This is a genomic window from Microbulbifer variabilis, from assembly GCF_020524905.1.
Taxonomy (GTDB): domain Bacteria; phylum Pseudomonadota; class Gammaproteobacteria; order Pseudomonadales; family Cellvibrionaceae; genus Microbulbifer; species Microbulbifer variabilis_A.
Map to the genome: position 1 here is coordinate 487422 of NZ_JAIVKI010000001.1, position 24593 is coordinate 512014.

Sequence of the window (24593 nt, forward strand, 5' to 3'; positions counted from 1 at the left end):
CATTTTTCTGATTTAACTTTAGTTGAGTCAATTCAGTAAACATTATTTTTGACATTAAAAGCTTTTGAAAGTCGTTTAATGTTTAAGTTTTTTCTGTGGGTTGAATGATTGACGTTATTTTTTTATTGGTGTGTCAAATAATGATTTTCGATTGCGGGAGTTAAGAGTTAATTTCTATTTTCCGTCGTTCGTGTGTGGTATGCCCTCATGATTTTAGTAATCAAGTTTGTGAGGGATAGATTGGAATGCGTTTTGGGAGGGGAGCTGACCCGGTTAGGGTCAGCTCTTATATGAACTCAAGCAATAATTCTACGGAAACATAAACATATGGCCATCACCATTCTGAGTGACGGATATATTGCTAGCGAAATTTTGTGTTACATTGATTACATTCATATTGCCATTTTGAATGGCTTCCATTGTGGCATTATCTGTATTCTGAGTAATGAAGGTCATATTAGCATCGCCTCCAAACTGACTTACGGTGGATGAGTTCGTATTGCCAGACTGGGCTACTTGAGCAACGTTACTTTTGGTTAATTGTTCAATAAAAGACTCGTTATTATTTCCCGACTGGTTAACTACAGCTAAGTTGAATTCCCAATACTGCTCGATGTCACTGGTGTTTCCATTACCTGATTGAGCGACACTAAGCGTGTTGGGGCCAATTTTCTGGAAAGAATTAGAGGTATTTCCTGATCCGCCTATTTGCGAGACAGTTGCAAGTTGACCTCTACCCTGTTGGTAGACGTCAATGGAATTGAAAAAGCCACCAATCTGTGTAGTCGTAGCTGAATTGAGGCCAGAACCTCCTGATTTTTGACTAACAACAGTAGAATTTCCTACTCCAAAAGATTGATTTACCTCCGCAAAGTTTGGCCCGGCAACCATCTCCTGGTTTACTGTGGCTGAGTTTCCAAGGACAACAAATTGGTTAATTTGTGCAGACTGAAGAGTGCCATTTTGAGCAATTGAAGCCGATGATCCGATGGCAGCCGTCTGGCTGGTACCGGCCAAGTTCATGTCGCCCACCTGGGTAACTAAGGCAGAGGAAAGAAAAACAGTATTCTGCACGGAATTTGCAATGTTCGCGTCGCCGGTCTGAGTATGGCCAATCAAACCAAAACTAGTGAGGCCTGTTTGCTGGGGAACAGAGACGTTGACGTCGCCATTCTGCGTAACGACAATAGCACTATTGGTCACAGTGGCGTCAACAGTAGGGGCTACGGCATTTCCCATACCAGCCTGATTGACGATAATTGTCTGGGCCAGAGTTCCACTGGCGGCAATTGCCAGGAAAATACCAGCAGCAATCGGGGTATACTTTTTCATCGGTTACTCCTTAGAGATATCAGATTTAGCTTGAAAGCTTATTTGCTAGAGAGATTATCAAAACAGCATCGGAAGCTTGCGTGAAAATTTATTTTCCTGGTGTGGGGAAAAATCGTTGAGGTTTTTTTCCAGGAGTTTCAAATGGACGCTAGGCCCATATTGAGTTCTAGGAAAAAACATAGGTACCTCGTAGAATTCAGCTTGATGCTGAGTAGAGTCTTGTGGGAATGATAAGAAACAGCCATAGGAGATAAGTTTCGATCACCTAGGAAGAAAGTGTGTTTTTCATCCGCATAGATATTCGAGTGCCACAGGGTTTTTTCTTAAATAGCCGTGAGTTATAGGGAAATGTATTTAGCGAAAATAACTGCTGGGTTACCGTCTTGTTGGACCGCTGGCTTAAATAAGGTCGCAAAATCTCTTCTTACTTACAGGATAAACTTTCCATAAAAAAGGCGGTCAAATAATGACCGCCTCAAGATATTCTCTCTCTAAGAAGCTACAGTAAGATCTACTGTAAAATCACGCCGACATTACCTATGCCTACTTGGTTTGCGATTGCAGTTTCATTAAGACCAAGTTGAGTTGTTGTGTGGAGGTTGAGCAATCCAGTCTGGGAGGTAAATGAATCGTTACCTATACCTGCTTGGACAGTGGTTGCAGCATTTAAGATACCATTTTGACTAGTAAGAGCGGCATTAAGAGAACCTGTCTGACCATGAAAAGCAAGGTTCAATGCGCCATCCTGCTCTATGAATGATCCGTTAAAAGAGCCGGCTTGAACGGCTGTAGCGCTGTTCAGTGCACCGGTCTGAGTTGAAGAAGAGAGGTTAACAATTCCTACTTGTGTGTGGAAGGCAGCGTTTAGAACACCAGTTTGATTTACTGTGGCAAAATTGCCTGCACCTAGTGGTTGAATAACCGCAGCTAGATTAAGTAGCCCGTTTTGATTGATAGTGGCTGTATCAAACGTGCTTATAACCTGCAATGTACTTGCAAAGTTGAAACCGCCAGCTTGGTTAATACTTGCAGAGCTTCCTAAAGCTGGGGCTGTCTGAGTGGTTAGGCCAAAGTTACCTATCCCCCCTTGAGTGATAGCTGCAGATGTGGCGGTTGAGCCTGCTTGGAAAGATGTCGCCGCATTGAAGGCGCCGGTCTGTGTATGAGCGATATTGTTGAAACTGGCGCCTACAGATTGCACTGCGGTCGAAACATTTAATAATCCAGCTTGGGTCTGAAAAATGCTGTTGTTGTTAACAAGGGGACCGACTTGTACCGCAGTTGCCACGTTTGTAACACCTGCCTGGGTCTGAACTGCCGTGTTGTTATCTGCGAGGGCTCCTGCAGTAGCAGTAAGAGCGATTGCAGCGGCGATTGGAGCTAACTTTTTCATCGTAAACCTCTAACTTCCTATTACGTGTAAATGACATCCATTGTAAAAAGGTGATCGGTAGTTCTACTGGTGCGATATACCGAAGTTACCAATACCGACCCGAAAGGTAACTAGGGATTCTTTAAACCAAATTTGAATGGTATTTTTTACTGCCAGAGCTTCTGATTACTGCTTCTGTGTACAGATAGATGCAAAGACAATTAGGGGAGGGAATAACGTCATAATATAGTACTCCTTTACTGCAGACGTTAAAGTAATCAACACTATCCTGTGTTGATTGACACTAGAACATTTTCTTGTACTAGAGCCAGATTAGCTACATGCTTCCCTTGAAGGGATTTAATTCACTGTAAACTAACGAGTGAATACTGCTGCCAGCAAATTTCACTTCCTTAATGCTGGACAAATTTCACAATAACGGCTTTCATGCTACCATGCCGATTGGGGAGGTTAGGTGTCTCCCAGATACTGCATTGGAGACCACTCTTTAGAGAGGGCCAGTTTGGCTTTGAGAGTTTGATCTCTAAACAACCTAAAGTCTGCATGACAAAATGTCCAAGAGGTGTAAAACAACATTCGATCAGATATGTATTGAGTTTTGTCTCAAATAGAGCTGTTCGCTATAGGACATAAGTCACTAAAAAGTAGGAATATAGTTCTTTTATTTTTACTGACTCTTTAATAGGTAGGTTGAGTTTTAGTTTGAGTCTTTTGAATGTTGTTTGTTCTAGAAAAGCGGGAGTAAAAAGGAGATTCTTAAGTTTTTACGAAGCACAGTTCTTTTGGATCACATCCTAGAAGCTTTTCATGATAAAAATAGAGAAGAACTCTTATATGGGGAAAGGGAAAACATTGTGATGAGGTTTGTCAGAAGAAGCCAGGCTGTTACTCCTGGCAACTTTGCGGGACGTTTTTTGTGGAGATACCAGAAAAATCTTTGGGACCGTGTGGCTTTGAAAGATACGTATATTTAATCGAATTGGCGAATATAGGTTGTAGTCGCTGTACCCATTACGGTTACTGAGGTATGTAATCCATGGCCACTCTGGTAGATATTCACTTTGTGTAACATTCCTATTTCCTCCACATGGGCGCTGTTCTGCATGCCAAACTGGGAAATACCGGCGGAATTACCCACACCATATTGATCGATATCTATCAAGTTTTCATAACCTACCTGGATTAATCCACTAAGATTTTGTTCGCCTACTTGACGTGAAAGTACGACGTTGTTTTCTCCTGCCTGTGTCACCGAGAGATTATTCCTATTGCCATCTTGGTGTGCAGATGTGTAATTGGTTCTCCCTGACTGGCGTACATTAACATTGTTCACGCCACCTTCTTGGTTGATTACCGAGAGATTGGAAACGGACAGTAAATTTGCCGAACTCAATTCGCTACTTAGGGCCAACTCGCTGTTGGCATCGAGATCAGTGGCAGTACAAACCTCCGTGCATAAACTGAAGAAAACGGTTGCGAGTAAAATAGGATATTTATGACTGCTTGGCATAGTTCCCTCTATCGCTGTTAACTACTGATACCAATTACGAAGGCTACATAATGACCGTGCTGTCGTTTAAATAGTATTGCAGTATGGGGTTGTTGATATCATCGGGATTCGCCAATGCCCAGGAGTTGTGCACAATGCCTTCACTGATCAGGTGAATCACCGCAGATTCCATGGCTGAAAGCATAGCAAGCTGAGCGGGCTCGTTATAGGTTACCCCGGCTTCCATTTCTAATAGGCGCCTGAATTTTACATAACGAAATACATCGGCACTAATTGCTTTGGAGTAGACGGTTTTTGATGTCAAGACCGAGTGTAATATTCTTCCTGAGCGTATATCTATGGCACGCAGGTTAACGGTTACCTGATCGACACGATACTGTTCATCCGCACCGATACCAAAGTATCTCGCCCCGGCACCACCGGTCTGTATGTTTTGGTCATAGGCAACAATGCCACCCTCAAGGAGTACGTTGGCTGCAATCAGGGTTGGCAGTGGAATACTATTATTGGCTGGCGCATCCGGTTTGCTGAGCCCTGCGCGGATAATCTTTCGCTCTGTTAACAGGTTCTGTAAACCCTCACGCTCTAGAGCAATAAACCAGCCAGACTCGTTGAGTACATCCATCAACATGGCTGCACCACCCTGGGTAACTGCGGTGGAGAAACTGCTGTTAGGCGCTGGCTTGTATTGCCCTGTTTGATCGCGAAAGCTGTACACAGCAGCCAGGATTTTACCTTTCGGCTCCGGTAGATTTACCAAGTCCCGATAAGTGTTCATACGTGGGGTCAGCATGGCATCGGTACGCCCGGGGCCGAAGAGGGCATCACCAACACTTTTAATTGCAGAACACCCGCTTAAAGTGAGTGTGAACGCCAGTGCGGGCAAGGCTATGGCTTTTTTTATTGCATTACGCATTGCCAGTTTTCCTTCAGAGTTGATTCTTATCTAGTTCGTGGGGTTTAGTCCACTAACAACGATCTCACTTTTATCTCCAGTATTTCTGTCTGTAATCAACACGGTGAGAACACCGTCATTGTCGACAATCTGTACGATGAAATCGTCGGTAATTAATTCACCACTGTTGCCATCACCGACATCTGTTAAGAGTTGGTTGAGTAGTCGTGTCTCCAAGGAGTCGGTAAAACGATCCAGGGCACTTGGTTGTTCGTAAAAGCTGTCGTGCTTGTCTGGATCATCATGATCATCCTGCGACTGTGCATTTTGTAGTAAGTAGGTGCCGTTTAAAGGATTGCCACCAAAGTTTGGATTGATTGGTTCGTAAATTAATTCGGTTGCAATTACAGTGCTGCAGGAAAATACGCTGCTCGCCAGGATGGCTGGATAAATGAGACACTTCTTGTTCATTAGAATTCGTCCTTTCCCAAATCAAAATTATCTATAAAGGCACTGCTCACGCGATCTTGTAAAACCGCCTCATTAATGTATTGAGCGGCCTCATCGGCCAAGCGGTGAATGTTATTGGTGCTTGGGCTGATAAAGCGTCTAAAAACAATTTTGTCGTTATAGGTAACCCATATCAGATTTCCCCAGCGAGCTGAGGGGCGTTCGTAAACAGTTAAGTTATAAGTGGCATCAGGATAATTTAGATTTCTGTATTCACTGAGATATCTGGCAAAATCATGACCTGTTCGGGTAATTGTTCGATCGATGTTAAACCCGCTGATTTCGTCTTCCAGTCTTCCTGAATCGGTATCTGCTTCAGGGACTGTGGTGTCATCCTGAGCAACTCCTACTAATGCAAAGAAGGCGAAAACCAGCGGGGTTAATCTCATATTCGCTCTTCCTGGAGATTGAGTTTTGCCCAGTTACTGGCTTGCAAGCGATTCTTTACGCCGATTTTCCGAAAAATGTTATACATGTGATTTTTAACGGTGTGTTCGCTCAAATGTAGTTTGGTTGCGATTACGCTGTTGGGTTCTCCTGTGGTTAGCTGTCCAAGGATTTCCTGTTCTCTTCGAGTGAGGGGTAAGTAGTTTTGCATGCTATCTGAGTGGCTGCTTTCACAGCTGTGAATAGCAATATTGAGTCGCTGTATCAGCTTTTCCTGGCTGATGTTGCTGTCACACAACAGGTAGAAACCATTTTGGCGGAGATTTTCTGAGATATGGTTTGGTAAGTCTGCGGGAAAATTAATGAGAATAGCTTTGGGGTGTCTAATTTTCTTTAAGTCGGAGATAAAATCCTTGGAGCAGCTGTTGATGCCAATCTGCCAGCAGTCGATAATGATTGCCTCATAGTGTTGTAGATAGTGTCTCTGTTTTCCTATACAGGCTTTTTCCCATGGCAGGGGAATGGACTGAGAAAACAGTGAAAATAAAAGATCGCCCTGAAGGCCGGAATTGCTAAAAAAAAGAACCGGCATATACCTCGTACCTCTCCTTGAAACAGATGGATCACTTTCATTGCTGAGAGTTGAATCCGTTATCGACTCCTGTCGCAAAAGTTTTCTGGTTGATCTTCATGATCGCTATAAGCTATCGCTGCTAACGCAAAGTACCTCTTTGTTTTAGGGGAAATGACTCACTTGCTGAGAATTTAGTTTGGAGTGTAGTTGTGGGTGTGAGTATGTCTGGGAAAAAAAGTGCCTTATTTTATTTTAAAAATGTACATTTTAGGGTGGTGTCGTCTAGCTGTTTTTTTTGTTGAATCAGCTGAGATTAAAATTATTTAATCGTTTGGTGTGCAAATTGCTGCCTGCCATTTTTATCACTGCTGTAGTTTTGGGCGTTGGGTTGACTGGGGATGGCGGAGTATTTTTAGTGGCTAGTACGTCTAACTTCTAGCTTGCGCGTTTTTTCAGAGGCTAACTTTGTGACGATATTTTGTCTCTCAGTTTTAATCTGTTTTCAAAAAGGATTTCTGTCAGAAAATGTGAGGGATGGGTTGAAAAGGGTAGTTGGGTGACACCGTGAAGCTGGTAAAGTCATCAGAATATTTATTATTTTGAGGTTGGTCTGTGTTGATGCCAATATTGAAGCTGGGGATGCTTCGAAATTTCTCTTGGAAAATTATCTTTACTTACACTTCAATTCCATAGAAGGGTGTCGTAATAAAACAACATAAAGTATGACATTTTGGGCGATTGTCGGCGACTCAGCTGTTAGGATGGCGTATCGCTCGGTCCATCAGGGAACGTAATGTCATGAATTACCCTTTAGAGGTTCTGCCGTTGTGGTTGTGGATAGGTTTGGCGGTTGTTGCATTATTCTTTGTTAGAAGGCCTACACACCGAACCATTTACTCGCTCGCAAGGTTATTTCACCGCTCTTTATTGTTTGCTGCTCATTCAGTGGGGCATGCGGGGCAAGGGTTGCGTGAGCGTAATCGGGAAGTACTACTTGCAACGGGCCGCGAAATGACCGAGCGGCAGATTGAGCGGGAATTCGAGCGAATAGAGGGCACCTTAAAGCGAGATTTGGCGCAATATCCTACATTACATCGCCATCTCTGTGAGCAGATGAAGCTTGTAGATGATGACTATGTGCGCAGTGCAGAAATTCCTCCAGAACCATCAAATTGGACCAGAGCGATTCGTTCCGTAACGGAAATTCCCACTCCAGATGATACGGTTGTGGCGGATGTATTGGAGACCATTAATCAGTCAATGCGTAAGGCTGAAAGTAAAGCCCTGGAAGCTTATCGGGAGTCTATAAGGGAGCGCCATCAGCTATTGAAGCGGATGATGCCCGGTTGGCGCACAATGTTGAAAACTCTGGGGCGAATTAACAAGAGTGTCGGATCTGTAATTCAGCGGAGCAAAGAGTTAGATGGGCATATGCTGCGTTACGAGGCAATCTTGCAGGAGAGTGATCGCAGTCTTCGTCTTCTATCCACCTCTTCATTCAATTGCTTCTTGATTTCCTCACTAGTGATGCTCGTGGTTGTGGCAGGATTTTGGCTAAATCATCAGTTAATCGCTCGATCAGTGGTGGAGATTGTGGGTGATGCAGGTTTTCTGGGGGGGTACGCGACAGCTGATATAGCCGCCTTAATTCTGGTTTTTTTGCAAACGGTTGTTGGTATTGTAATTATGGAGTCTTTGCGGATTACGCGTTTGTTTCCTTCTATTGCTTCACTGGCAGATTCTATGCGTAAGCGCTTGCTATGGTTCGCGTTATTTCTGTTACTGTGCTTTTCCTGTGCTGAGGCGGGGTTGTCGTTCTCAAGAGGCCTTTTATTGCAGGGCGATCAATTAATCGTAGGTATACCTGATATGGACTGGCCTGCCATTGTGGAGTCTAAGAGCTATCGGTCACTCGGACTGGTACAAATGCTGCTGGGATTTATTCTGTCTTTGGTCCTTGCCTTTACAGCTATACCACTGGAGCAATTCGCAAATTCTGCACGTACAGTGTTTGGGAGCTTATTAGTGTTTCTCCTGAACTTATTAGCGACAGTCTTACGTCTTTTAGCGGCCACCTCATTGCATTGTGGTGTTCTGTTCAACCGTATCTATGATCTCATCATATTCTTGCCTCTTTGGCTTCAGCGAGCCTATTGGCGAGCTCGTAGTACACCAAGGCCAGATACGGTGAAGGCGCCAAAAGATATGCGAATAAATGGATCTATCCGTGAGAAGGCAGATGAGAATGAGGTATCCGCTGGACAAACTGCTGGTGCCTGAATGCTATATGGGATGAGTCTAGATTGACGACTGAAAAAATGGGTTTACGGTCGTTTCGTTTTATTAAGATTGGGTGACTGAAATAGATGTGGATGCTTCTTTTATTCTGTGTTTTGTTGCTTGTTCTGTTCTTTTATGCTCGCTCTGGTGTCGCGCCAGAATCTGCACTAAAACTTCCCGCTCGCAAAGGACCTCTGGTCATTGCCCATGGCAATGACTGCGGCAATGGACTCTTTCCAGGAAATACCCAGGCATACTTGCAGTATATGGTGGAACAGGAAGTAGATGCCATTGAAATAGATCTCTGGCTCACTGCCGATGGGCATTTGGTTTTGCGACACGATCCGAACCTGGAGGATTCAACGGATGGCAGTGGTTTTATTGAAGACTGCACTCTGGCACAGTTACGCAATTTAAATGCTGCCTATCTGTGGAGTCGGGATGGTGAGACTTATCCCTACCGAGATAAGCCCTTAAGAATAGTCACCCTGGAAGAAGCTTTACAGCTAGCAGGTTCGACCCCGTTAATTTTGGACATAAAAAGTGAGCAGCTACGGGCTGCCCATATATTGAATGATGTTTTGGAGCACAGTGGTAAGAAAAGTCAGGTTATTGTTTCCTCTTTTAACCAGAGGGTTATTCAAGAATTTCGGCGCTTGAGCCCAGATACCGCGACTGGTTCTACAAGTTGGGAGGCCGGCCTTTTATTTTTTGCCCAGCTGCTACGAGCGGAGAGGCTGCTGGCACCTCGGTACCAGACCATGCAACTATCCATGTATTTCTGGGGGTTGGATGTCGTCACCAGGGGTACTCTGCGGGCAGCGCATAAGCTCAACCTGCATCTATCTGTGTGGACAGTAAACGGGCGGGCGGATCTTCAACGCTATATCGCTCTGGGTGTGGATGGCATCGTTACTGACCGCCCGGATTTATTAATGGCCATGTTACCCGGTCGGGGATCAAAAAAAAGGCCTAAGTTACTCGAGCAGGCCTCCTGAATTGGGCGATATCAAAATAACAATACAACAACATTAATAGTGAAATCTTTATGAAGCAGATAGCAGCTATCGCGGCGCTGATAGCGTCCCTAATAAGCGCGCCAGTATTGGCAGAAGATCGCTTTACCACGGTCGAAATCAGCAGTGAGCCAGTGGCAGGTAATGTTTATATGCTCCAGGGGGCTGGCGGCAATATCGCAGTGTTGGTCGGAGAGGATGGCACCTTTATGGTAGATGACCAGTATGCGCCACTTACTGCGAAAATACAGAAAGCGGTGGCGGGTCTGGCAGACCAGCCGCTGCGCTTTGTGATCAATACCCACTGGCATGGTGATCACACGGGTGGCAATGAAAACCTGGGTAAAAGCGGTGCGGTGATCGTCGCCCATGAGAATGTGCGCAAGCGTGTGGGCACCGAGCAGTTTATCGAAGCTTTTAAGCGTAAGGTTGAGCCCTCACCGCCGGTAGCACTGCCGGTAATCACCTTTACCGATGCCACTACTTTTCACTGGAATGGCGATGAGGTTAAAGTGCAGCATGTCGGTCCGGCCCATACCGATGGTGACTCCATTGTGCATTTCACCAAAGCCGATGTGATTCATATGGGCGATATCTATTTCAATGGCACTTATCCATTTATCGATTTGTCCTCCGGTGGCTCGGTGGATGGCGTGATTGAAGCTATGGATACTGCATTGGCGTTATCTGGAGAAAATACCAAAATTATTCCCGGGCACGGACCTCTGAGTAATACTGCCGAGTTAAAAGTGCAACGGGACATGTTGGAAACACTGCGTGATCGCATCCAGAAACTGATCGATAGCGGCAAAAGCCGCGATCAAGTGCTTGCGGCTAAGCCGACCAAGGATTTTGATGAGCAATATGGCAAGGGCTTTATGACTCCAGATATTTGGACTGGCATTGTTTATGACTCCCTGGCTGCAAAATCCAAGAAGTCCTGACCAAAGTTTGAAACTGACTATTAAAAGCCAGAAAAAACAAGCGACATAAAAAAGGCCCGGAGTGAAAAATCCGGGCCTTTTTGCTTTGGTGTTTGCTTATTAAGCCTTCAGTGTTTATTAGGATGCCTGGGGCTCAGCACTATTTAAGTCCGATGGAGTTTCTAACGCTGTCTCCGTTTTAACCTCACGCACCCGGAACCAGGCTGCATACAGTGCTGGCAGGAAGATCAGGGTCAAGCCGGTAGCCACAATCAGCCCGCCCATAATGGCAACTGCCATGGGGCCGAAGAAGTCACTGCGTGACAGCGGAATCATCGCCAGTACTGCCGTGAGGGCGGTTAATACGATGGGGCGGAAACGCCTTACGGTGGACTCAACGATCGCTTCCCAAGCACTCAGGCCCTGACTGATGTCCTGCTGTATCTGGTCTACCAGAATCACCGAGTTACGCATAATCATGCCGGCCAGGGCGATGGTGCCGAGCATGGCGACAAAGCCGAATGGCTTGCCGAACAGTAACAGGAACAAGGTAACTCCGATCAGTCCCAAAGGTGCGGTGAGGAACACCATGGCGGATAGGGACATGCTGCGCAGTTGCAACATCAGCAGAGTGAACACCACCAACACAAACAGCGGCATCCCGGCGTTAACCGATTTCTGCCCCCGTTCGGATTCCTCCACAGTGCCGCCTACTTCCAGCAGGTAGCCGGGTGGCAGCTGATCGCGAATGCTCTGCAGGCGCGGCCAGACTTCTTTCACTATCGTTGCGGGCAGCTCCTCACCGTAGATATCGGCACGCACGGTAACTGTGGGCAGGCGATCGCGGTGCCAGATAATGCCTTCCTCGAATCCATACTCCAGGGTGGCGATCTGGTTCAGGGGGACACTGCGGCCGCTACTGGTTTGTACCGCCAGGCTACCCAGCTGGCCGAGGGCATAACGCTCCTGTTCATCACCACGCACGCGCACGTCAATCAGCTCATTGTCCTCGCGGTACTGACTCACGGTGATTCCGGTGAGGGAACTTTGCAGGGCGCGGGAGAGCGAGGCACTACTCACGCCCATGGTGCGAGCACGGTCCTGGTCGATATTCAGGTTGACCGTTTTGCTGGGCTCCTCCCAGTCCAGGTGCACGTTGGTCACTTTTGAATTTTCACGAATGCGCTCGGCTACCTGGCGGGCCAGGCTGCGCACCTCACCAATATGCTCGCCAGAGATGCGAAACTGCACCGGATAGCCAACCGGGGGCCCGTTTTCCAGCCTGGAGACGCGGCTGCGTAGGGTGGGGAACTCCTCCTGCATGGTTTCGATTAACCAGCTGCGTACCTGTTCGCGCTCCTCAACACTGCGGGTCATCACCACAAACTGGGCGAAGCTGGCCGCAGGCAGTTGCTGGTTCAATGGTAGGTAGAAGCGGGGCGAGCCGGTGCCCACATAGACCACGTAGTTTTCTACCTGCTCATTTTTATCCAGCAGTGCCTCTAGGCGCTTAGCCTGAAACTCGGTGGATTTCAGTGATGCGCCCTCGGCCAGCTTGAGATCCACCAACAGTTCCAAGCGCCCGGAAGAGGGGAAGAACTGCTGGGGTACCAGGCGGAACAAGGCCAGGGAACCGATAAAGATTGCCAAGGTAGCTACTATGACGGTTTTACGGTGACGCAAGCACCAGGTGATCAGGCGGCGGAAGCGCTGGTAGAAGGGTTTCTGGTAGGGGTCTCGAACCTCACCGCTGTGATCGTGGCGCGCCAGATTGGGTAGTAAGTAATGTCCCAGGTAGGGCACGAAAACTACAGCGGCAATCCAGGAGACGATTAGCGAAAGCGTGACCACCTGGAAGATCGAGCGGGTGTACTCCCCGGTGCCGGATTGGGCCGTAGCAATTGGCAGGAAACCGGCCGCGGTAATCAGGGTACCGGTCAGCATGGGGAAGGCGGTACTGGTCCAGGCGAAGCCGGCCGCTTTCAAGCGGCTGAGCCCCTGCTCCATTTTAATGGCCATCATTTCAACGGCGATAATGGCGTCGTCCACCATCAGTCCGAGAGCGAGCACCAGGGCGCCCAGGGAAATTTTGTGCAAGCCAATGTTGAAGTAATTCATCAGTGCGAAGGTCATGGCCAGCACCAATGGTATCGATAGCGCTACGATCAAGCCGGGGCGGGTGCCGAGAGAGAAAAAGCTCACCAGCAGAACAATGCCCAGCGCCTCCGCCAACACCTGCAGGAACTCACCCACGCCGCGTTTTACCGCCGCGGGCTGGTCGGAAACTTTGCGTAACTGCATGCCGAGGGGCAGGTCTCCCTGTAGCTCGGCAAAAGTAGTGTCCAACTGTTTGCCTAGCTTGAGAATATCGCCACCTTCTTTCATAGACACTGCCAGGCCGATGGCGTCCTCACCCATAAAGCGCATACGGGGTTGTGCTGGATCACTGAAGCCGCGGTGTACTTCGGCAATGTCCCCGAGCCTCTGGGTGCGCCCGCCGGCGGTGATGGGGAAACGGCGAATTTCATCGACCGAGTGAAACTGGCCGCTAACGCGAATACGCACGCGGTCACTTACCGTCTCAATAAAACCTGCATCGGCAACCTGGTTTTGCGATTGCAACGCGCTTTGCACCGCACTAAGGGGAATACCCATAGAGGCGAGTTTGGTGTTGGAAATCTCCACCCAAATTTTTTCATCCTGCAGGCCCAGCAATTCCACCTTGCCCACATTTTTAACGCGCTGTAACGCCAGCTGCAGGCGCTCGGCATAGTCTTTCATTAGGGCGTAATCGAAGCCACTGCCGGTCAGTGCATAGATATTGCCGAAAGTCGTGCCGAATTCGTCGTTATAAAACGGGCCGTGGATATCGGGTGGCAGGGTATGGCGAATATCGCTGATCTTTTTACGCACCTGGTACCAGAGATCGGGAATATCTCTTGAATGCATATTGTCGCGAGCGACAAACAGTACCTGCGATTGGCCCGGACGGGAAAAAGAGGAGATGCGCTGGTAGTCACCGGTCTCCAGCAGTTTCTTTTCCACCCTTTCGGTAATCTGGCGTGACACTTCCTCGGCACTGGCGCCGGGCCAAAGGGTATTTATCACCATTACTTTGAAAGTGAAGGGTGGATCTTCACTCTGCCCCAGTTGGGTGTAGGAGGCCGCGCCCAGCAGCCCCAGCACGATCATGGCGTAGAGCACCAGCGGGCGGTTTTTCAGCGCCCATTCGGATAGGTTAAAACCCATGGCAATTTCTCTGTATTGAAGCCCAGACCGATTTAACTGGTCGCGCTTCGGCAATTTCGTAGGAGCGTTTTTTTTGCGCTCGGTCAGATTCTTTTTTTTGGGGTGGCCGCTAGTTAGTCCTGATGGGCTAGGGCGCGGTCTGGATCGATCGGGCGATTCATGCGGTCGACCGGGCGCACCCGTTGTCCTTCCGCTAACAGGTGGGTACCGGCGGCAACGACCCAATCATCGGCGCTTAGGCCGGAGAAAATGGGTACAAACTCCTGGCCATAGGGGCCCACAGTGACTTCGGTTTTATGTAGGGTTTGCTGTTCGCGATTCAGGACCCAGACAAAGGCTTTGCCTTTGTCGGCGCTCACTGCCGACATGGGCACTTGTAAAACATCGGTGGTTGTCGCTTTAGGTACAAAGACTCTGGCACTCTGGCCTATTTCAATGCCGGTGGTTTTATTGGTAAAAGCCACGCGCGCTTCAAAGGTGCGGGAGATAGGGTCCGCAGCGGGGGAGAGTTCGCGCACCTGCGCGGGAAAGGATTTACCCGGCTGCGACCAGAGTTCAACGGTCAGGGGCTGGCCGACGCGGAAATGGCCAATCGCCTGCTCCGGCAAGTCGATACGCACCTCGCGTTCGCCGTCGGCTGCAAGCTCGAAAATCCCCTGGCCGGCGGCAACAACCTGGCCGGCCTCGGCCATGCGACGGGCGATAACACCGCTCTCCGGGGCTTTCAGTTCCGCGTAAGCAGCCTGATTACGCGCCACATCTAGTTGCGCTTTGGCCTGTTGCAGTCGAGCATCGCTGGCTTCGAAGCGGGTTTCCACCGCATCGAACTGTGATTGGCTGACCAACTGGCGTTGCAATAGTTTGCGGTGGCGCTCAAGCTCACTGCTCGCCAGGCGCTGGTCGGCCTCGGCAGAAGTAAGGCGTGCGCGGGCGGAATCCAGCTGCAGGAGCAGGTCTTCGGTGTCCAGTTCAGCCAGCGGCTGGCCCTGTTCAACGCGGTCGCCCACATTGACCAGGCGCCGCTGCAGCTTGCCACTGATGCGAAAGGCCAGGGCGGGTTCGAAGCGGGCACGTACCTCGCCGGGATAAAAATCCTGTTGGGCGCTGGCCACCTGCGGTTGGACCATCACCGCTGGGCGGGGTTTTTCTTGTTGTTCGGTGGACTCTGATGGCGCACAGGCGGACAACAGTAGGCTGAACGAAAGTGCGGCGAAGAGTAGCGATCGGTACATAGGGGCTCCCTTCCTTGGCGGCGAGGCGACAAGGTAAGTCCGGAAGTGGACAAGTCATGGCCGGGCGGCCGGTAATGTTATACTGGCGAGTATAGTAAATTTATTAAACTGGTGAGTCCAGTATATGGAGTGCTATGTCTGAACAGTCTCAGACGGCCGCCCAGCGCGGGCGACCCAAGGACCTGGCTAAACGCCAGGCCATTCTCGATGCAGCTAAGGAGTTGTTTCTGACCAATGGTTTTGCTGCCACCAGCGTGGATGCGGTGGCCTCTGCTGCGGGGGTATCGAAACTGACGGTGTACAGTCATTTCTCCGATAAAGAGACGCTGTTCAGCGCGGCGATCACTTCCCGTTGCGAGATGATGATGCCGCTGCCTATTTTCGATCTGAAAGAGGGCGATTCAGTGGCTGAGGTACTGGAGCGCATCGGTCAGGCTTTCCTTAGCATGGTGGATAGTAAGGATAGTATTCGCCTGTTACGGCTTTTGTGCGCTCTGGCCTCGCAGGAGTCGCAGGAATCAAAACTGGCCCAGTTGTTCTTTGATGCAGGCCCCCAGCGAATCCTTCGGGACATTGAGCAATTGTTACGCCGCGCTAAAGAGATGGGCAAGCTGCAGGTGGTCAATCCGGCAGAGGCCGCCGAGGACTTTATGGGCATATTGCTGGGTTGCCGGCATATGCGTGTCTTGATCGGTTGTTGTGAGGTACAGGCTGAGGAGGAGCGGCGAGAGCGGGTACGCAAGGCCGTGGCGCTATTTATGCGGGGCTACCGCTGATTGGTTATTGGCTCGGGCTGTTCGGCATTAAGGGGCAGCGGCTGATATCTCCACTTATTTCCAGCCAGTTTGGTTTGTTTTGGTAATAGACATAACGCTCGGGTTGAATAAATGTCGGGTCGTCGAAGGCGCCCCCGGCAATACCGCGATATTCCGGTAAAAATTCCAGCGTCCAGGTGAGGGCGCTGCCGCAGTGCTCACAGAACTGACACTCAATCCAGCGGCCTGCGTCGGATAGAAGCCGGTGGGCTTTTAGTTCCGCGTTGATGAACTGGATATGTTTTTTGTCGAAATACACTGATACTCCTATCAAACTACCGGAGCGCTTCCGGCACCAGCTGCAGGAGCAGAGGCTCACTCGGCGTGGTGGGCCAATGGCGCGAAATCGCACGGCACCACAAACACAGCCACCTTCGTGAATTGCCGCCATCCCCCTATCCTCAATGATCAGGTTTTTATGCGATAACCGGTGCGAAAAATCCACCAGACCGTTGTCAGGCAGAGAAATAGGAAGAGCAGTGTCATTCCCACGCTGAGGCCCATGTTGACATCGGCCACGCCATAGAAAGCCCAGCGGAAACCGCTGATCAGGTAAACCACTGGATTAAATAGGGTCACTTTTTGCCAGAATTCCGGCAGCATACTGATGGAATAGAAGGCCCCGCCAAGAAACGTCAGTGGGGTGATGATCATCAGAGGAATGATTTGCAGTTTTTGGAAGTCGTCGGCCCAGATGCCGATAATAAAACCGAACAAACTAAAACTCACGGCGGTCAGTACTAGAAATGTGATCATCCAGAATGGATGAAGAATGTCATAGTCGACAAAGAAGCGCGCGGTGGCGAGGATTAATAGCCCGAGCAAGATCGACTTGGTAGCTGCAGCGCCCACATAGCCAGCAACAATTTCAAAGGGCGATACTGGTGCCGATAGGACTTCATAAATGGTGCCGGAAAATTTTGGAAAAAAGATACCAAAGGCAGCATTGGAAATACTTTCCCCCAAGAGTGCCAACATTATCAGCCCGGGGATAATAAAGGCTCCATAGCTCACACCTTCAATATCCCCCATGCGCGAGCCGATAGCAGCACCAAATACAATAAAGTACAGGGATGTGGAGAGCACCGGTGAGGCGACACTTTGTATCAGCGTGCGCCAGGTGCGCGACATTTCAAACTTGTAGATAGCCGCTATACCGTACCAGTTCATGGCTGAGCCTCCCCGCTGAATTGCTCTTCACCCTCGTGACGCGCGGAGTGCACCAGGTTGACAAAAATTTCTTCCAAAGAACTTTCCCGGGTATATAAATCGCGAAATTCAATATTTGCCGAACTGAGACGGCGCAGGAATTCCGGAATGCCAGTGTTTTCACTCTTAATATCAAAACGGTAAATCAGCTCGCTGCCATCGCCATTGAGACGTAGTGGCAAATCGGAAAGGCTGTCGGGAATCCTTTCCAAAGGCATGGGGAGTTGCAGGCTGAGCTCTTTTTCTCCCATTTTCTGCATTAGAGTTTTTTTATCTTCAACTAACACCAACTCACCGCGATTGATTACCCCGACCCGGTCGGCCATTTCCTCCGCCTCCTCAATATAGTGAGTGGTGAGAATGACGGTTACCCCGGATTCGCGCAGTTCACGTACCATTTCCCACATATCCTGGCGCAATTCCACATCGACACCGGCGGTGGGTTCATCCAGAAAGAGCACGCTGGGTTCGTGGGATAGGGCCTTGGCAATCATCAGGCGTCGCTTCATACCACCAGATAGGGTGACAATCTTGTTGTTTCTTTTTTCCCACAAGGAAAGCTGCCGCAGGATTTTCTCCAAGTAAGAGGGGTTGGGCGGTTTGCCAAATAAGCCGCGGCTGAATTTAATTGCGCCCAACACGCTCTCAAAGGAATCAGTGGCAATTTCCTGGGGGACCAGACCAATTTCGCGTCGGGCACGGCGATAATCTCGCTGGATATCGTAACCGTTAACAATAACGCTGCCCTGACCTGGATTTACGATGCCACAGATAATACTGATCAGTGTGGTTTTGCCGGCACCATTGGGGCCGAGCAGTGCGAAGATCTCACCGCGCTGAATATCCAAGTCGATACTTTTTAAGGCGTTAAATCCACCACTATAAGTCTTATCGAGACTCCTAACGGAAATAATCGGTTCCACTTCTTCTCCTTGTAAGAATCCTAAACGAGCCGGCCTAAATACTTTTGGGCGTGCTCATATCCTACTGCAAAATGATTTCGCTGGATGGTTTTGCTTTAAACCAATGCAGGAGCAGCGCCAGGGTGGCTAAAAATAGCAGTACACCGCTCGCTACGGAAAAGCCACTGGCGAGACCAAAACGTTCGATCCAGGGTTGGCTGACAAGTGGCGAAAGAAACTGCCCGATAAAAACACTGGCAGTTAGAGCTCCAGATATCCGCCCACGAATGTTTGGGGTGGCGGATTCCAATCCGGTGGCAAAGATATGGGGGATCAGGGTACCCATCCCGCAGCCATAAATCGCAGTGGCAATCATAATCGCGTTAAATGAATTAGCCTCGGCGATTAGCCCCATACCGCAGGCCATAACAGCAAAACCCAGAATAAAAACGCCACTTTTCCCCAGGTGATTGCGCGCCAGTGGATAGAACACCAGTGAGGCCAGGGCGCCCATTAAATTGCTGGCGGCGATAGCAATACCCGCGAGGCTGGGAGTGTCGACTCCAATTTCTTTTAGAAGGAAGGGGAGCTGGGTGGGGATCAGAAAAAAGACCAGGCTGTTTGACAGGGCTGCACCGAGTAATAATGCAAAGGCCATCCAGTCGGGTTTTTCATCACTGAGGTGGTTAGATGATTGCTCAATTTTAGTGCGTTTAGGCTCGGGCAGAAAACGCAGCACTGCCGGAATCAGTAGTAATGCCGTCGCGTAAATCGCAAAAGGTGCACGCCAATGTATATCTGCCAACAGCCCACCAGCCACAAGGAAGATAACCCCACCGAGACTGATAAAAGCGCCTTGTTGGCTCATATAGGCCCGCCTTGGAACGGGATTGAAATAGTCGCCCACCAGGGCGGTGACTGAAGTCATAGTGCCCGCCACCGCAATACCCAGCAAGATTCGGCTGGCCAATAATCCAGTCAGGTTATCCTGCAACAATGCCGAGATGCCGGCCAGGGCATAAACAGTGACCGCCAGTATCAGCAGTCGCCTGCGTCCATAGCGGTCGGATATGAACCCAGCGAGAGGTGCGAATAGAGCAATCATTAATGCCGGTAGGCTCAAAATAAGTCGGCTCAGCAGCGCAATATCTTCATGTTGGGCAAAGTGTGCTTCCAGTGCTGGCAGGGATGGCGCCACTGTGGCGCCAGACATTATTGTGAGTGCCGCTAGGCAAAGCAGCGTCAACCGCATCGGTAGCGGGACAGCTGGTTTTGTTATGTGGGGAGGCAATGTTGTATGGACAGGGATCATCGACGGATACCTTTTTTACCTTTGCTCACCCTTGTTAAAGAAGGGGCTACCGATAGGCACAGACCCTCTTGCACGGCCAGGCTGATACTTTGGCTTTGTGCGGCCACCAAAAGAGAAGTGGTGTTGGTAGAGCGAGTTTCTGTCATTGGATAGGTTTGTTTACTGTTCTTGATCATTCGAAGTCTCCCTGAGCTTGCAATGGAATGCGGCGCAGTGTAAAACCTCAAGTAATATTGAGGTCAATAACGGCCGGAGAGATTTGATGCCTGGTACCAGTGAAAAGAAAGCGTCCTCTTGTGGCGACAAAAAATGCCGCCGCGAGATGACTGTGGGTGAGGTGGCAGAGCGCAGTGATGTGGCAGTGAGTGCATTGCACTTTTATGAGAGTAAAGGCCTGATCAGCAGTTGGCGCACCAGCGGTAACCAGCGGCGTTACTCTCGGGATGTTTTGCGGCGTGTGGCTATTATCAAGGTGGCGCAGAGTACCGGCATTCCCCTTGCCGAAATTCGCGAAGCCCTGGCGACTCTACCCGATGGACGCACACCTACTGCCAAAGACTGGGCCAAACTCTCTGCCGGCTGGCGCGAGGAGCTGGACCAACGCATTCTCCAGTTGACCCAATTGCGCGATCGTTTGGAAGGCTGTATTGGTTGTGGTTGCCTGTCTATGCAGAGCTGTCCGCTCCGCAACCCAGGAGATCAAGCCGCGGAGCTGGGGGCTGGGGCTCGTTACCTGGATGTGGGGAGCTGACTTGGGGAGCTAATGGGAAGAAAATGGTGAGCTTCTTGCTTGAGAAAATGATGAAGTTCTCACGATCTTTTATTGCTTGAAGTCACTGGAAAAGTTTCTGGTAAAAATCCAGAGTGCCCTGCCATGCGTCTTGCGCTGCTTCCTGGTTATAGGCCAGTGGCAGGCCAAATTTCTGACCGCGTTCGGTGGCGACGGGATTGGTAAAGCCGTGCAGTACACCGGGATAGCTCACCAGGGTGAATTTGGCGCCGGCTTCCTGCATTTCCTCAACAAAAGCTCCAACCTGTTGCGGTGGAATCATGCTATCGGCACCGCCGGTGTAAACCTGCAATTCCGCCTGGAATTTCCCTTTCTTCGCGCGGACCTCGCTGGCCAGGGCTCCGTGATAGCTGACCACTCCACGCAATTCCACACCGAGGCGTGCCATGGTCAGGGCAACGCCACCGCCAAAGCAATAGCCCTGTGCGGCAACTTGGTTTTCCTCGACTGCGCTGTGTTGCTGCAGCAAGGTAAGTGCGGTGCGGAAGCAGGCTTCCAGAGAAACAGGGTTCTCAAGCGCCTCATCGCGAAACTGTTGTGCTTCAGCGGGATCGTCCGTTTGTTTACCACTACCAAACATATCCACCGCAAAGGCACAGTAACCCTGCATGGCGAGCTTTTCAGCCTGCTCGCGCACAAAGGCATTGTGTCCCCACCATTCGTGAACCAGCATGACACCGGGGCGCTTTGCTTGAGTACTGTCATCCCAGGCGAGGTAACCGCTGTAGGACTTGCCATCTACCGCGTAATCGATCACTTCGGTTTTCATTGTTGCATGTCTCTTTGGCGAATAAATAATTGATGCTCTTATTTAGACTTGTTTGGTGGGCCTTTGAGTTCCACCAGATTTTGTTCGGGATCGGAAATGTAAATTGATGGGCCCATGCCCTCGGCACCGTAACGCTGTTGTGGCGCCGAGGGCTCGATATTTTTTTCCTTCAGATAGGCAAGGATTTTATCGGGTTCGAAAGGGTCTATGCGCAAACAGAAATGATGTAAGTTACGCCCCTCGATGCCTGGGGCGGCACCGCCCTCACGGCCAATGCTTTGATCCACTGGAACCAAGTCGATCAACGAGTGCCCGGCGCGGAACTGATAGAGACCCAACTCCTGATTCTCTCGCTCCATAGTGCAGCCGAGCACTCCCTCATAAAAATGACGCATGGCAGCCAGGGATTTTACCCTCAGTACCACGTGATCAATGAGTTGAATCTTAAACACAGAAATTCCTGAAAATTTTTAGTGATTATTAACCTGGCGAATAAATTACCTTATAGGAAAAACCGCCACTGTTTTATAGATCGTTGGAAGCCACAGCAATAAGTGCTGATTTAGGGATTTGCGTCAATGTTAGACCGGCTATAAGTGTAGGGGGGCTTGAAGGGCTAAGTGGGCGTCTAAGGCATCTAGTGGTATCTTCACGCGAAGTGTCGGTTGAGAAAACCGCACTCCGCGTTTGATTGAATTCGGAATCAATGAGCAATATTAGGCTTAAGCACTATAAGCCTTGTCTAAATCCTTTTGTTGATGCAGGTCTTTTGCAGACCTGACGACCTCCGTTTCCAGCATCGCTGCAACTTCCTGCTTCTGTACGCTTTGTTGTAGTTTAATACGCAGAAGCTGGGAGATTTCCGGTTTACAAGAACCACAGCGGGTGCCGCAGCCCAGAGCCTCACCTAATGCCTCAACCGAATTAACTCCCTGGCTGATTGCTTTTTCAATCTGGGGGCGGGAAACCTGCATACAGGTGCATACTATGCGCTCACCAGGAGGGATTGCCTGGAGAAACTGGGCGGGATTTTCTGGAATGTCCAGTTGTAGGTAGCGTTCCAGGGTGCGCCGGTCAGGAAGAATCTGCCAGTCGTTACTGGCAAAAATAAGCAGTTCTATTTGTTCGCTATAAGCCAGCCAACGTTGACTGTTTAATGTTTCAATTTGTTGCCAGTAAACACCTGAATTTTCCTGTAACAATTGTGCGCCCAGTTGGCGACCATTCAATGGCGCGCTCAGTGCCAGCTCAAAGCGATATCCATTTTGGCAGGGTACACGGTACCAGTGCAGTAGGTTTTTTTCCCGATGGGTTTGCAGCCAGCGCCAAAGGTTTTGTGCAAGTGGCTCCGGGCAAATAAGGGTGGCGAAGCTCTTACAAGGGAGGGCTTGCAGTTGTACCGGCACCTGTTTGAATTCCGGCTGGCCGGAAATTGGGTCTACCTCTGCTTTGGCAAGGGCGCTGACCTTCGATTCCTGAGCGAGGGTCTGGCTCCAGTGGATGGGAGCAAACAGTTCACCGGGCTTTTGCCCACTATTGAGTACTGCGCGTCCACACATACGGCCTTGGGCACTGTGTAATTCCACCAGCGTACCCTCATCTATGCCGTATTTGCGTGCATCCCCTGGGTTTATTTGAATCTCTGCAATTTCACTGTGGTCTAGCAATTTGCGCGCACGGCCGGTACGGGTCATGGTGTGCCACTGGTCGCGCATACGACCGCTGTTTAGCCAAAGGGGATAACTGTTACCGATTTGTTGCTGGGGCGTGCGCGGCTTGACCGCAATGAAATTGGCTCGGCCAGTTTCGGTGAAAAATTTCCCGTCGCCAAATAGTCGTGCGCTGCCCTGGGGATTTTCACAGTTAACCGGCCACTGCACCGGCTTTAACGTATCGTATTCGTTGTGACTGATATCACTAAAATAGGAGATATCAAAGGCGCGGCTGTTGTTGTTCTCGAATCCTGACAATTGCGCATGTTCACGGAATATTTCTGCGGGGTGGGCAAAATTAAAGTGCTCGCCAAACCCCAGGCGGTTGGCTAAATCGCAGATTGCCTGCCAGTCGTGTCGGGCATCTCCGGTGGGCTCGAGAAAGGAACGCTGTCGGGAGATACGCCGCTCAGCATTGGTGACGGTACCATTTTTCTCTCCCCAGCCAGTGGCGGGTAGTAATACATCGGCGCAGCGGGCTGTGTCGGTATCGGCGATACAGTCGGAAACAATCACCAGCGGACACTTACGCAGAGCTTCGGTCACACGTTCCGCTTCCGGCATGCTCACGGCGGGATTGGTGGCCATAATCCAGATTGCTTTGATCTGCCCACTTTCCACTGCGCGGAACATATCCACCGCTTTTAGTCCCGGGGTCAGTGCCATATTGGGTGCGTCCCAGAAGCGCTGCACCCTATCTATATCACTATCTTTAAATTCCATATGGGCGGCGAGCATATTAGCCAGGCCACCCACTTCGCGCCCGCCCATCGCGTTCGGCTGGCCGGTTATAGAGAAGGGACCAGCCCCAACTTTACCAATACGCCCGGTTGCCAAGTGACAGTTGATGATTGCGTTGTTTTTGTCTGTGCCGCTACTGGATTGGTTAACCCCTTGGGAGTAGAAGCTGATGGTTTTTTCTGTTTCGGCAAACAGACGAAAGAAAGCCAGTAACTTTTCCGCGGGCACTCCACAACTTAGTGCGGTTTGCTGTAGTGACCAGTGCTGGGCGGTTTCCAGTGCCTGCTCAAAGCCCTGAGTATGTTGTTGGATATAGTGATGATTGAGGCGGTTGTGCTGTGCGAGGAAATTAAGCAGCCCATTAAACAGTGCGGCATCGCTGCCGGGAGTTATCGCCAGGTGCAGATCGGCCATCTCGCTGGTAGCACTTGCCCGCGGATCAACCACCACCAGCTTGGCCTTGCCCGCCTGCATGCGCTGGAACAGAATCGGGTGAGTCCAGGCGGCATTGGAGCCAATTAAAACGATGAGGTCGGCTTCTTCCAGATCTCCATAGCAGCAGGGCACGGCATCCGCACCTAAGGCGCGCTTATACCCCGCTACGGCTGAGGACATGCAAAGGCGCGAGTTGGTATCAATATTTGCGCTACCAATAAAACCCTTCATTAATTTATTGGCAACATAATAATCTTCGGTAAGCAACTGCCCAGAAAGGTAAAAAGCCACCGAGTCCGAGCCGTATTCGCGGATATTGCGAGCGAATTCGCTGGCGACATAAGACATGGCGGTATCCCAGTCACAGGCTTCGCCATGCAGGTGAGGGCGCAAGAGCCGCCCATGATCACCGAGCGTTTCCCCGAGGGCAGAGCCTTTAACACACAGTCGGCCAAAATTAGAGGGATGCTGTTTATCACCTGTGACGGAAATCACAGAGGTATTTTGCCGCTCTTCCTTGTTAATAGTTACTCCACAACCCACCCCGCAATAGGGGCAGGTGGTGCAGGAGCGCTGTGTGCTCAGGTATTCCTTTACTGCCATTATT

General features: G+C 49.9%; 22 protein-coding genes. 5 read left to right on the forward strand and 17 right to left on the reverse strand.

Features of this window, described 5'->3' with window-relative positions:
• Nucleotides 1-309 precede the first annotated feature (309 nt).
• From LC073_RS02020 to LC073_RS02050, 7 genes are all read right to left on the reverse strand, one after another.
• Nucleotides 310-1332, reverse strand: coding sequence for a hypothetical protein (locus LC073_RS02020; protein WP_226642865.1), 1023 nt, complete (start codon nt 1330-1332; stop codon nt 310-312).
• A 511-nt stretch (nt 1333-1843) separates the two neighbouring features.
• Nucleotides 1844-2725, reverse strand: coding sequence for a hypothetical protein (locus tag LC073_RS02025; RefSeq protein ID WP_226642867.1), 882 nt, complete (start codon nt 2723-2725; stop codon nt 1844-1846).
• Nucleotides 2726-3695: 970 nt separating this feature from the next.
• The gene (locus tag LC073_RS02030) at nt 3696-4235 is read right to left on the reverse strand and encodes a hypothetical protein (RefSeq protein ID WP_226642869.1); all 540 of its coding nucleotides are present in this window, start codon (nt 4233-4235) and stop codon (nt 3696-3698) included.
• A gap of 43 nt (nt 4236-4278) precedes the next feature.
• Nucleotides 4279-5151, reverse strand: a complete 873-nt coding sequence (locus LC073_RS02035) for a CsgG/HfaB family protein (RefSeq protein ID WP_226642871.1) — start codon at nt 5149-5151, stop codon at nt 4279-4281.
• A 30-nt stretch (nt 5152-5181) separates the two neighbouring features.
• On the reverse strand, nt 5182-5601 hold the full coding sequence (locus LC073_RS02040) for a curli assembly protein CsgF (protein WP_226642873.1): 420 nt from the start codon (nt 5599-5601) through the stop codon (nt 5182-5184).
• Complete coding sequence (locus LC073_RS02045; RefSeq protein ID WP_226642875.1) at nt 5601-6029, reverse strand: curli production assembly/transport protein CsgE; 429 nt, start codon at nt 6027-6029, stop codon at nt 5601-5603. The genes LC073_RS02040 and LC073_RS02045 overlap by 1 nt, the downstream gene beginning before the upstream one ends.
• Nucleotides 6026-6619, reverse strand: a complete 594-nt coding sequence (locus LC073_RS02050; protein WP_226642877.1) for a helix-turn-helix transcriptional regulator — start codon at nt 6617-6619, stop codon at nt 6026-6028. Before LC073_RS02050 ends, LC073_RS02045 begins: the two co-directional genes overlap by 4 nt.
• Before the next feature lie 780 nt (nt 6620-7399).
• Here LC073_RS02050 and LC073_RS02055 point away from each other — a divergent pair.
• The 3 genes from LC073_RS02055 (at nt 7400) to LC073_RS02065 (ending at nt 10841) form a co-directional block, all read left to right on the forward strand.
• Nucleotides 7400-8881, forward strand: a complete 1482-nt coding sequence (locus LC073_RS02055) for a hypothetical protein (RefSeq protein ID WP_226642879.1) — start codon at nt 7400-7402, stop codon at nt 8879-8881.
• A 92-nt stretch (nt 8882-8973) separates the two neighbouring features.
• Nucleotides 8974-9879, forward strand: a complete 906-nt coding sequence (locus LC073_RS02060; protein ID WP_226642881.1) for a glycerophosphodiester phosphodiesterase — start codon at nt 8974-8976, stop codon at nt 9877-9879.
• Between the two features lie 50 nt (nt 9880-9929).
• A complete protein-coding gene (locus LC073_RS02065) occupies nt 9930-10841 on the forward strand; it encodes an MBL fold metallo-hydrolase (protein ID WP_226642883.1) in 912 nt (303 codons plus the stop codon).
• Nucleotides 10842-10958: 117 nt separating this feature from the next.
• On the opposite strand, the gene LC073_RS02070 is transcribed toward LC073_RS02065, so the two are convergent.
• Nucleotides 10959-14069 (reverse strand): efflux RND transporter permease subunit, encoded by a 3111-nt coding sequence (locus tag LC073_RS02070; protein WP_226642885.1) that lies wholly within the window; start codon nt 14067-14069, stop codon nt 10959-10961.
• A gap of 113 nt (nt 14070-14182) precedes the next feature.
• Nucleotides 14183-15301 carry an efflux RND transporter periplasmic adaptor subunit gene (locus LC073_RS02075; RefSeq protein WP_226642886.1) on the reverse strand — a complete coding sequence of 373 codons (1119 nt, stop codon included), beginning with the start codon at nt 15299-15301 and terminating at the stop codon, nt 14183-14185.
• Nucleotides 15302-15435: 134 nt separating this feature from the next.
• Between LC073_RS02075 and LC073_RS02080 the strand changes: the two genes are divergently transcribed.
• Nucleotides 15436-16077: a TetR/AcrR family transcriptional regulator gene (locus tag LC073_RS02080; protein ID WP_226642888.1), complete on the forward strand. Its 642-nt coding sequence runs from the start codon at nt 15436-15438 to the stop codon at nt 16075-16077.
• Nucleotides 16078-16081: 4 nt separating this feature from the next.
• Here LC073_RS02080 and LC073_RS02085 read toward each other — a convergent pair whose 3' ends face one another.
• From LC073_RS02085 to LC073_RS02105, 5 genes are all read right to left on the reverse strand, one after another.
• Entirely contained in the window at nt 16082-16507 is a 426-nt protein-coding gene (locus LC073_RS02085) for a GFA family protein (protein WP_226642890.1), read from the reverse strand.
• Between the two features lie 17 nt (nt 16508-16524).
• Nucleotides 16525-17286, reverse strand: coding sequence for an ABC transporter permease (locus tag LC073_RS02090; protein WP_226642892.1), 762 nt, complete (start codon nt 17284-17286; stop codon nt 16525-16527).
• A complete protein-coding gene (locus tag LC073_RS02095; protein WP_226642894.1) occupies nt 17283-18248 on the reverse strand; it encodes an ABC transporter ATP-binding protein in 966 nt (321 codons plus the stop codon). The genes LC073_RS02090 and LC073_RS02095 overlap by 4 nt, the downstream gene beginning before the upstream one ends.
• A gap of 61 nt (nt 18249-18309) precedes the next feature.
• Complete coding sequence (locus tag LC073_RS02100) at nt 18310-19539, reverse strand: MFS transporter (protein WP_319004698.1); 1230 nt, start codon at nt 19537-19539, stop codon at nt 18310-18312.
• Nucleotides 19536-19715: a hypothetical protein gene (locus LC073_RS02105; RefSeq protein ID WP_226642898.1), complete on the reverse strand. Its 180-nt coding sequence runs from the start codon at nt 19713-19715 to the stop codon at nt 19536-19538. The genes LC073_RS02100 and LC073_RS02105 overlap by 4 nt, the downstream gene beginning before the upstream one ends.
• An 86-nt stretch (nt 19716-19801) precedes the next feature.
• On the opposite strand from LC073_RS02105, the gene soxR reads away from it, so the two are divergent.
• The gene (gene soxR / locus LC073_RS02110) at nt 19802-20290 is read left to right on the forward strand and encodes a redox-sensitive transcriptional activator SoxR (protein ID WP_319004699.1); all 489 of its coding nucleotides are present in this window, start codon (nt 19802-19804) and stop codon (nt 20288-20290) included.
• An 82-nt stretch (nt 20291-20372) separates the two neighbouring features.
• On the opposite strand, the gene LC073_RS02115 is transcribed toward soxR, so the two are convergent.
• From LC073_RS02115 to LC073_RS02125, 3 genes are all read right to left on the reverse strand, one after another.
• The gene (locus tag LC073_RS02115) at nt 20373-21098 is read right to left on the reverse strand and encodes a dienelactone hydrolase family protein (protein ID WP_226642900.1); all 726 of its coding nucleotides are present in this window, start codon (nt 21096-21098) and stop codon (nt 20373-20375) included.
• A gap of 38 nt (nt 21099-21136) precedes the next feature.
• A complete protein-coding gene (locus LC073_RS02120; RefSeq protein WP_226642902.1) occupies nt 21137-21550 on the reverse strand; it encodes a VOC family protein in 414 nt (137 codons plus the stop codon).
• Nucleotides 21551-21820: 270 nt separating this feature from the next.
• On the reverse strand, nt 21821-24589 hold the full coding sequence (locus LC073_RS02125) for a nitrate reductase (RefSeq protein ID WP_226642904.1): 2769 nt from the start codon (nt 24587-24589) through the stop codon (nt 21821-21823).
• Nucleotides 24590-24593: the final 4 nt, after the last annotated feature.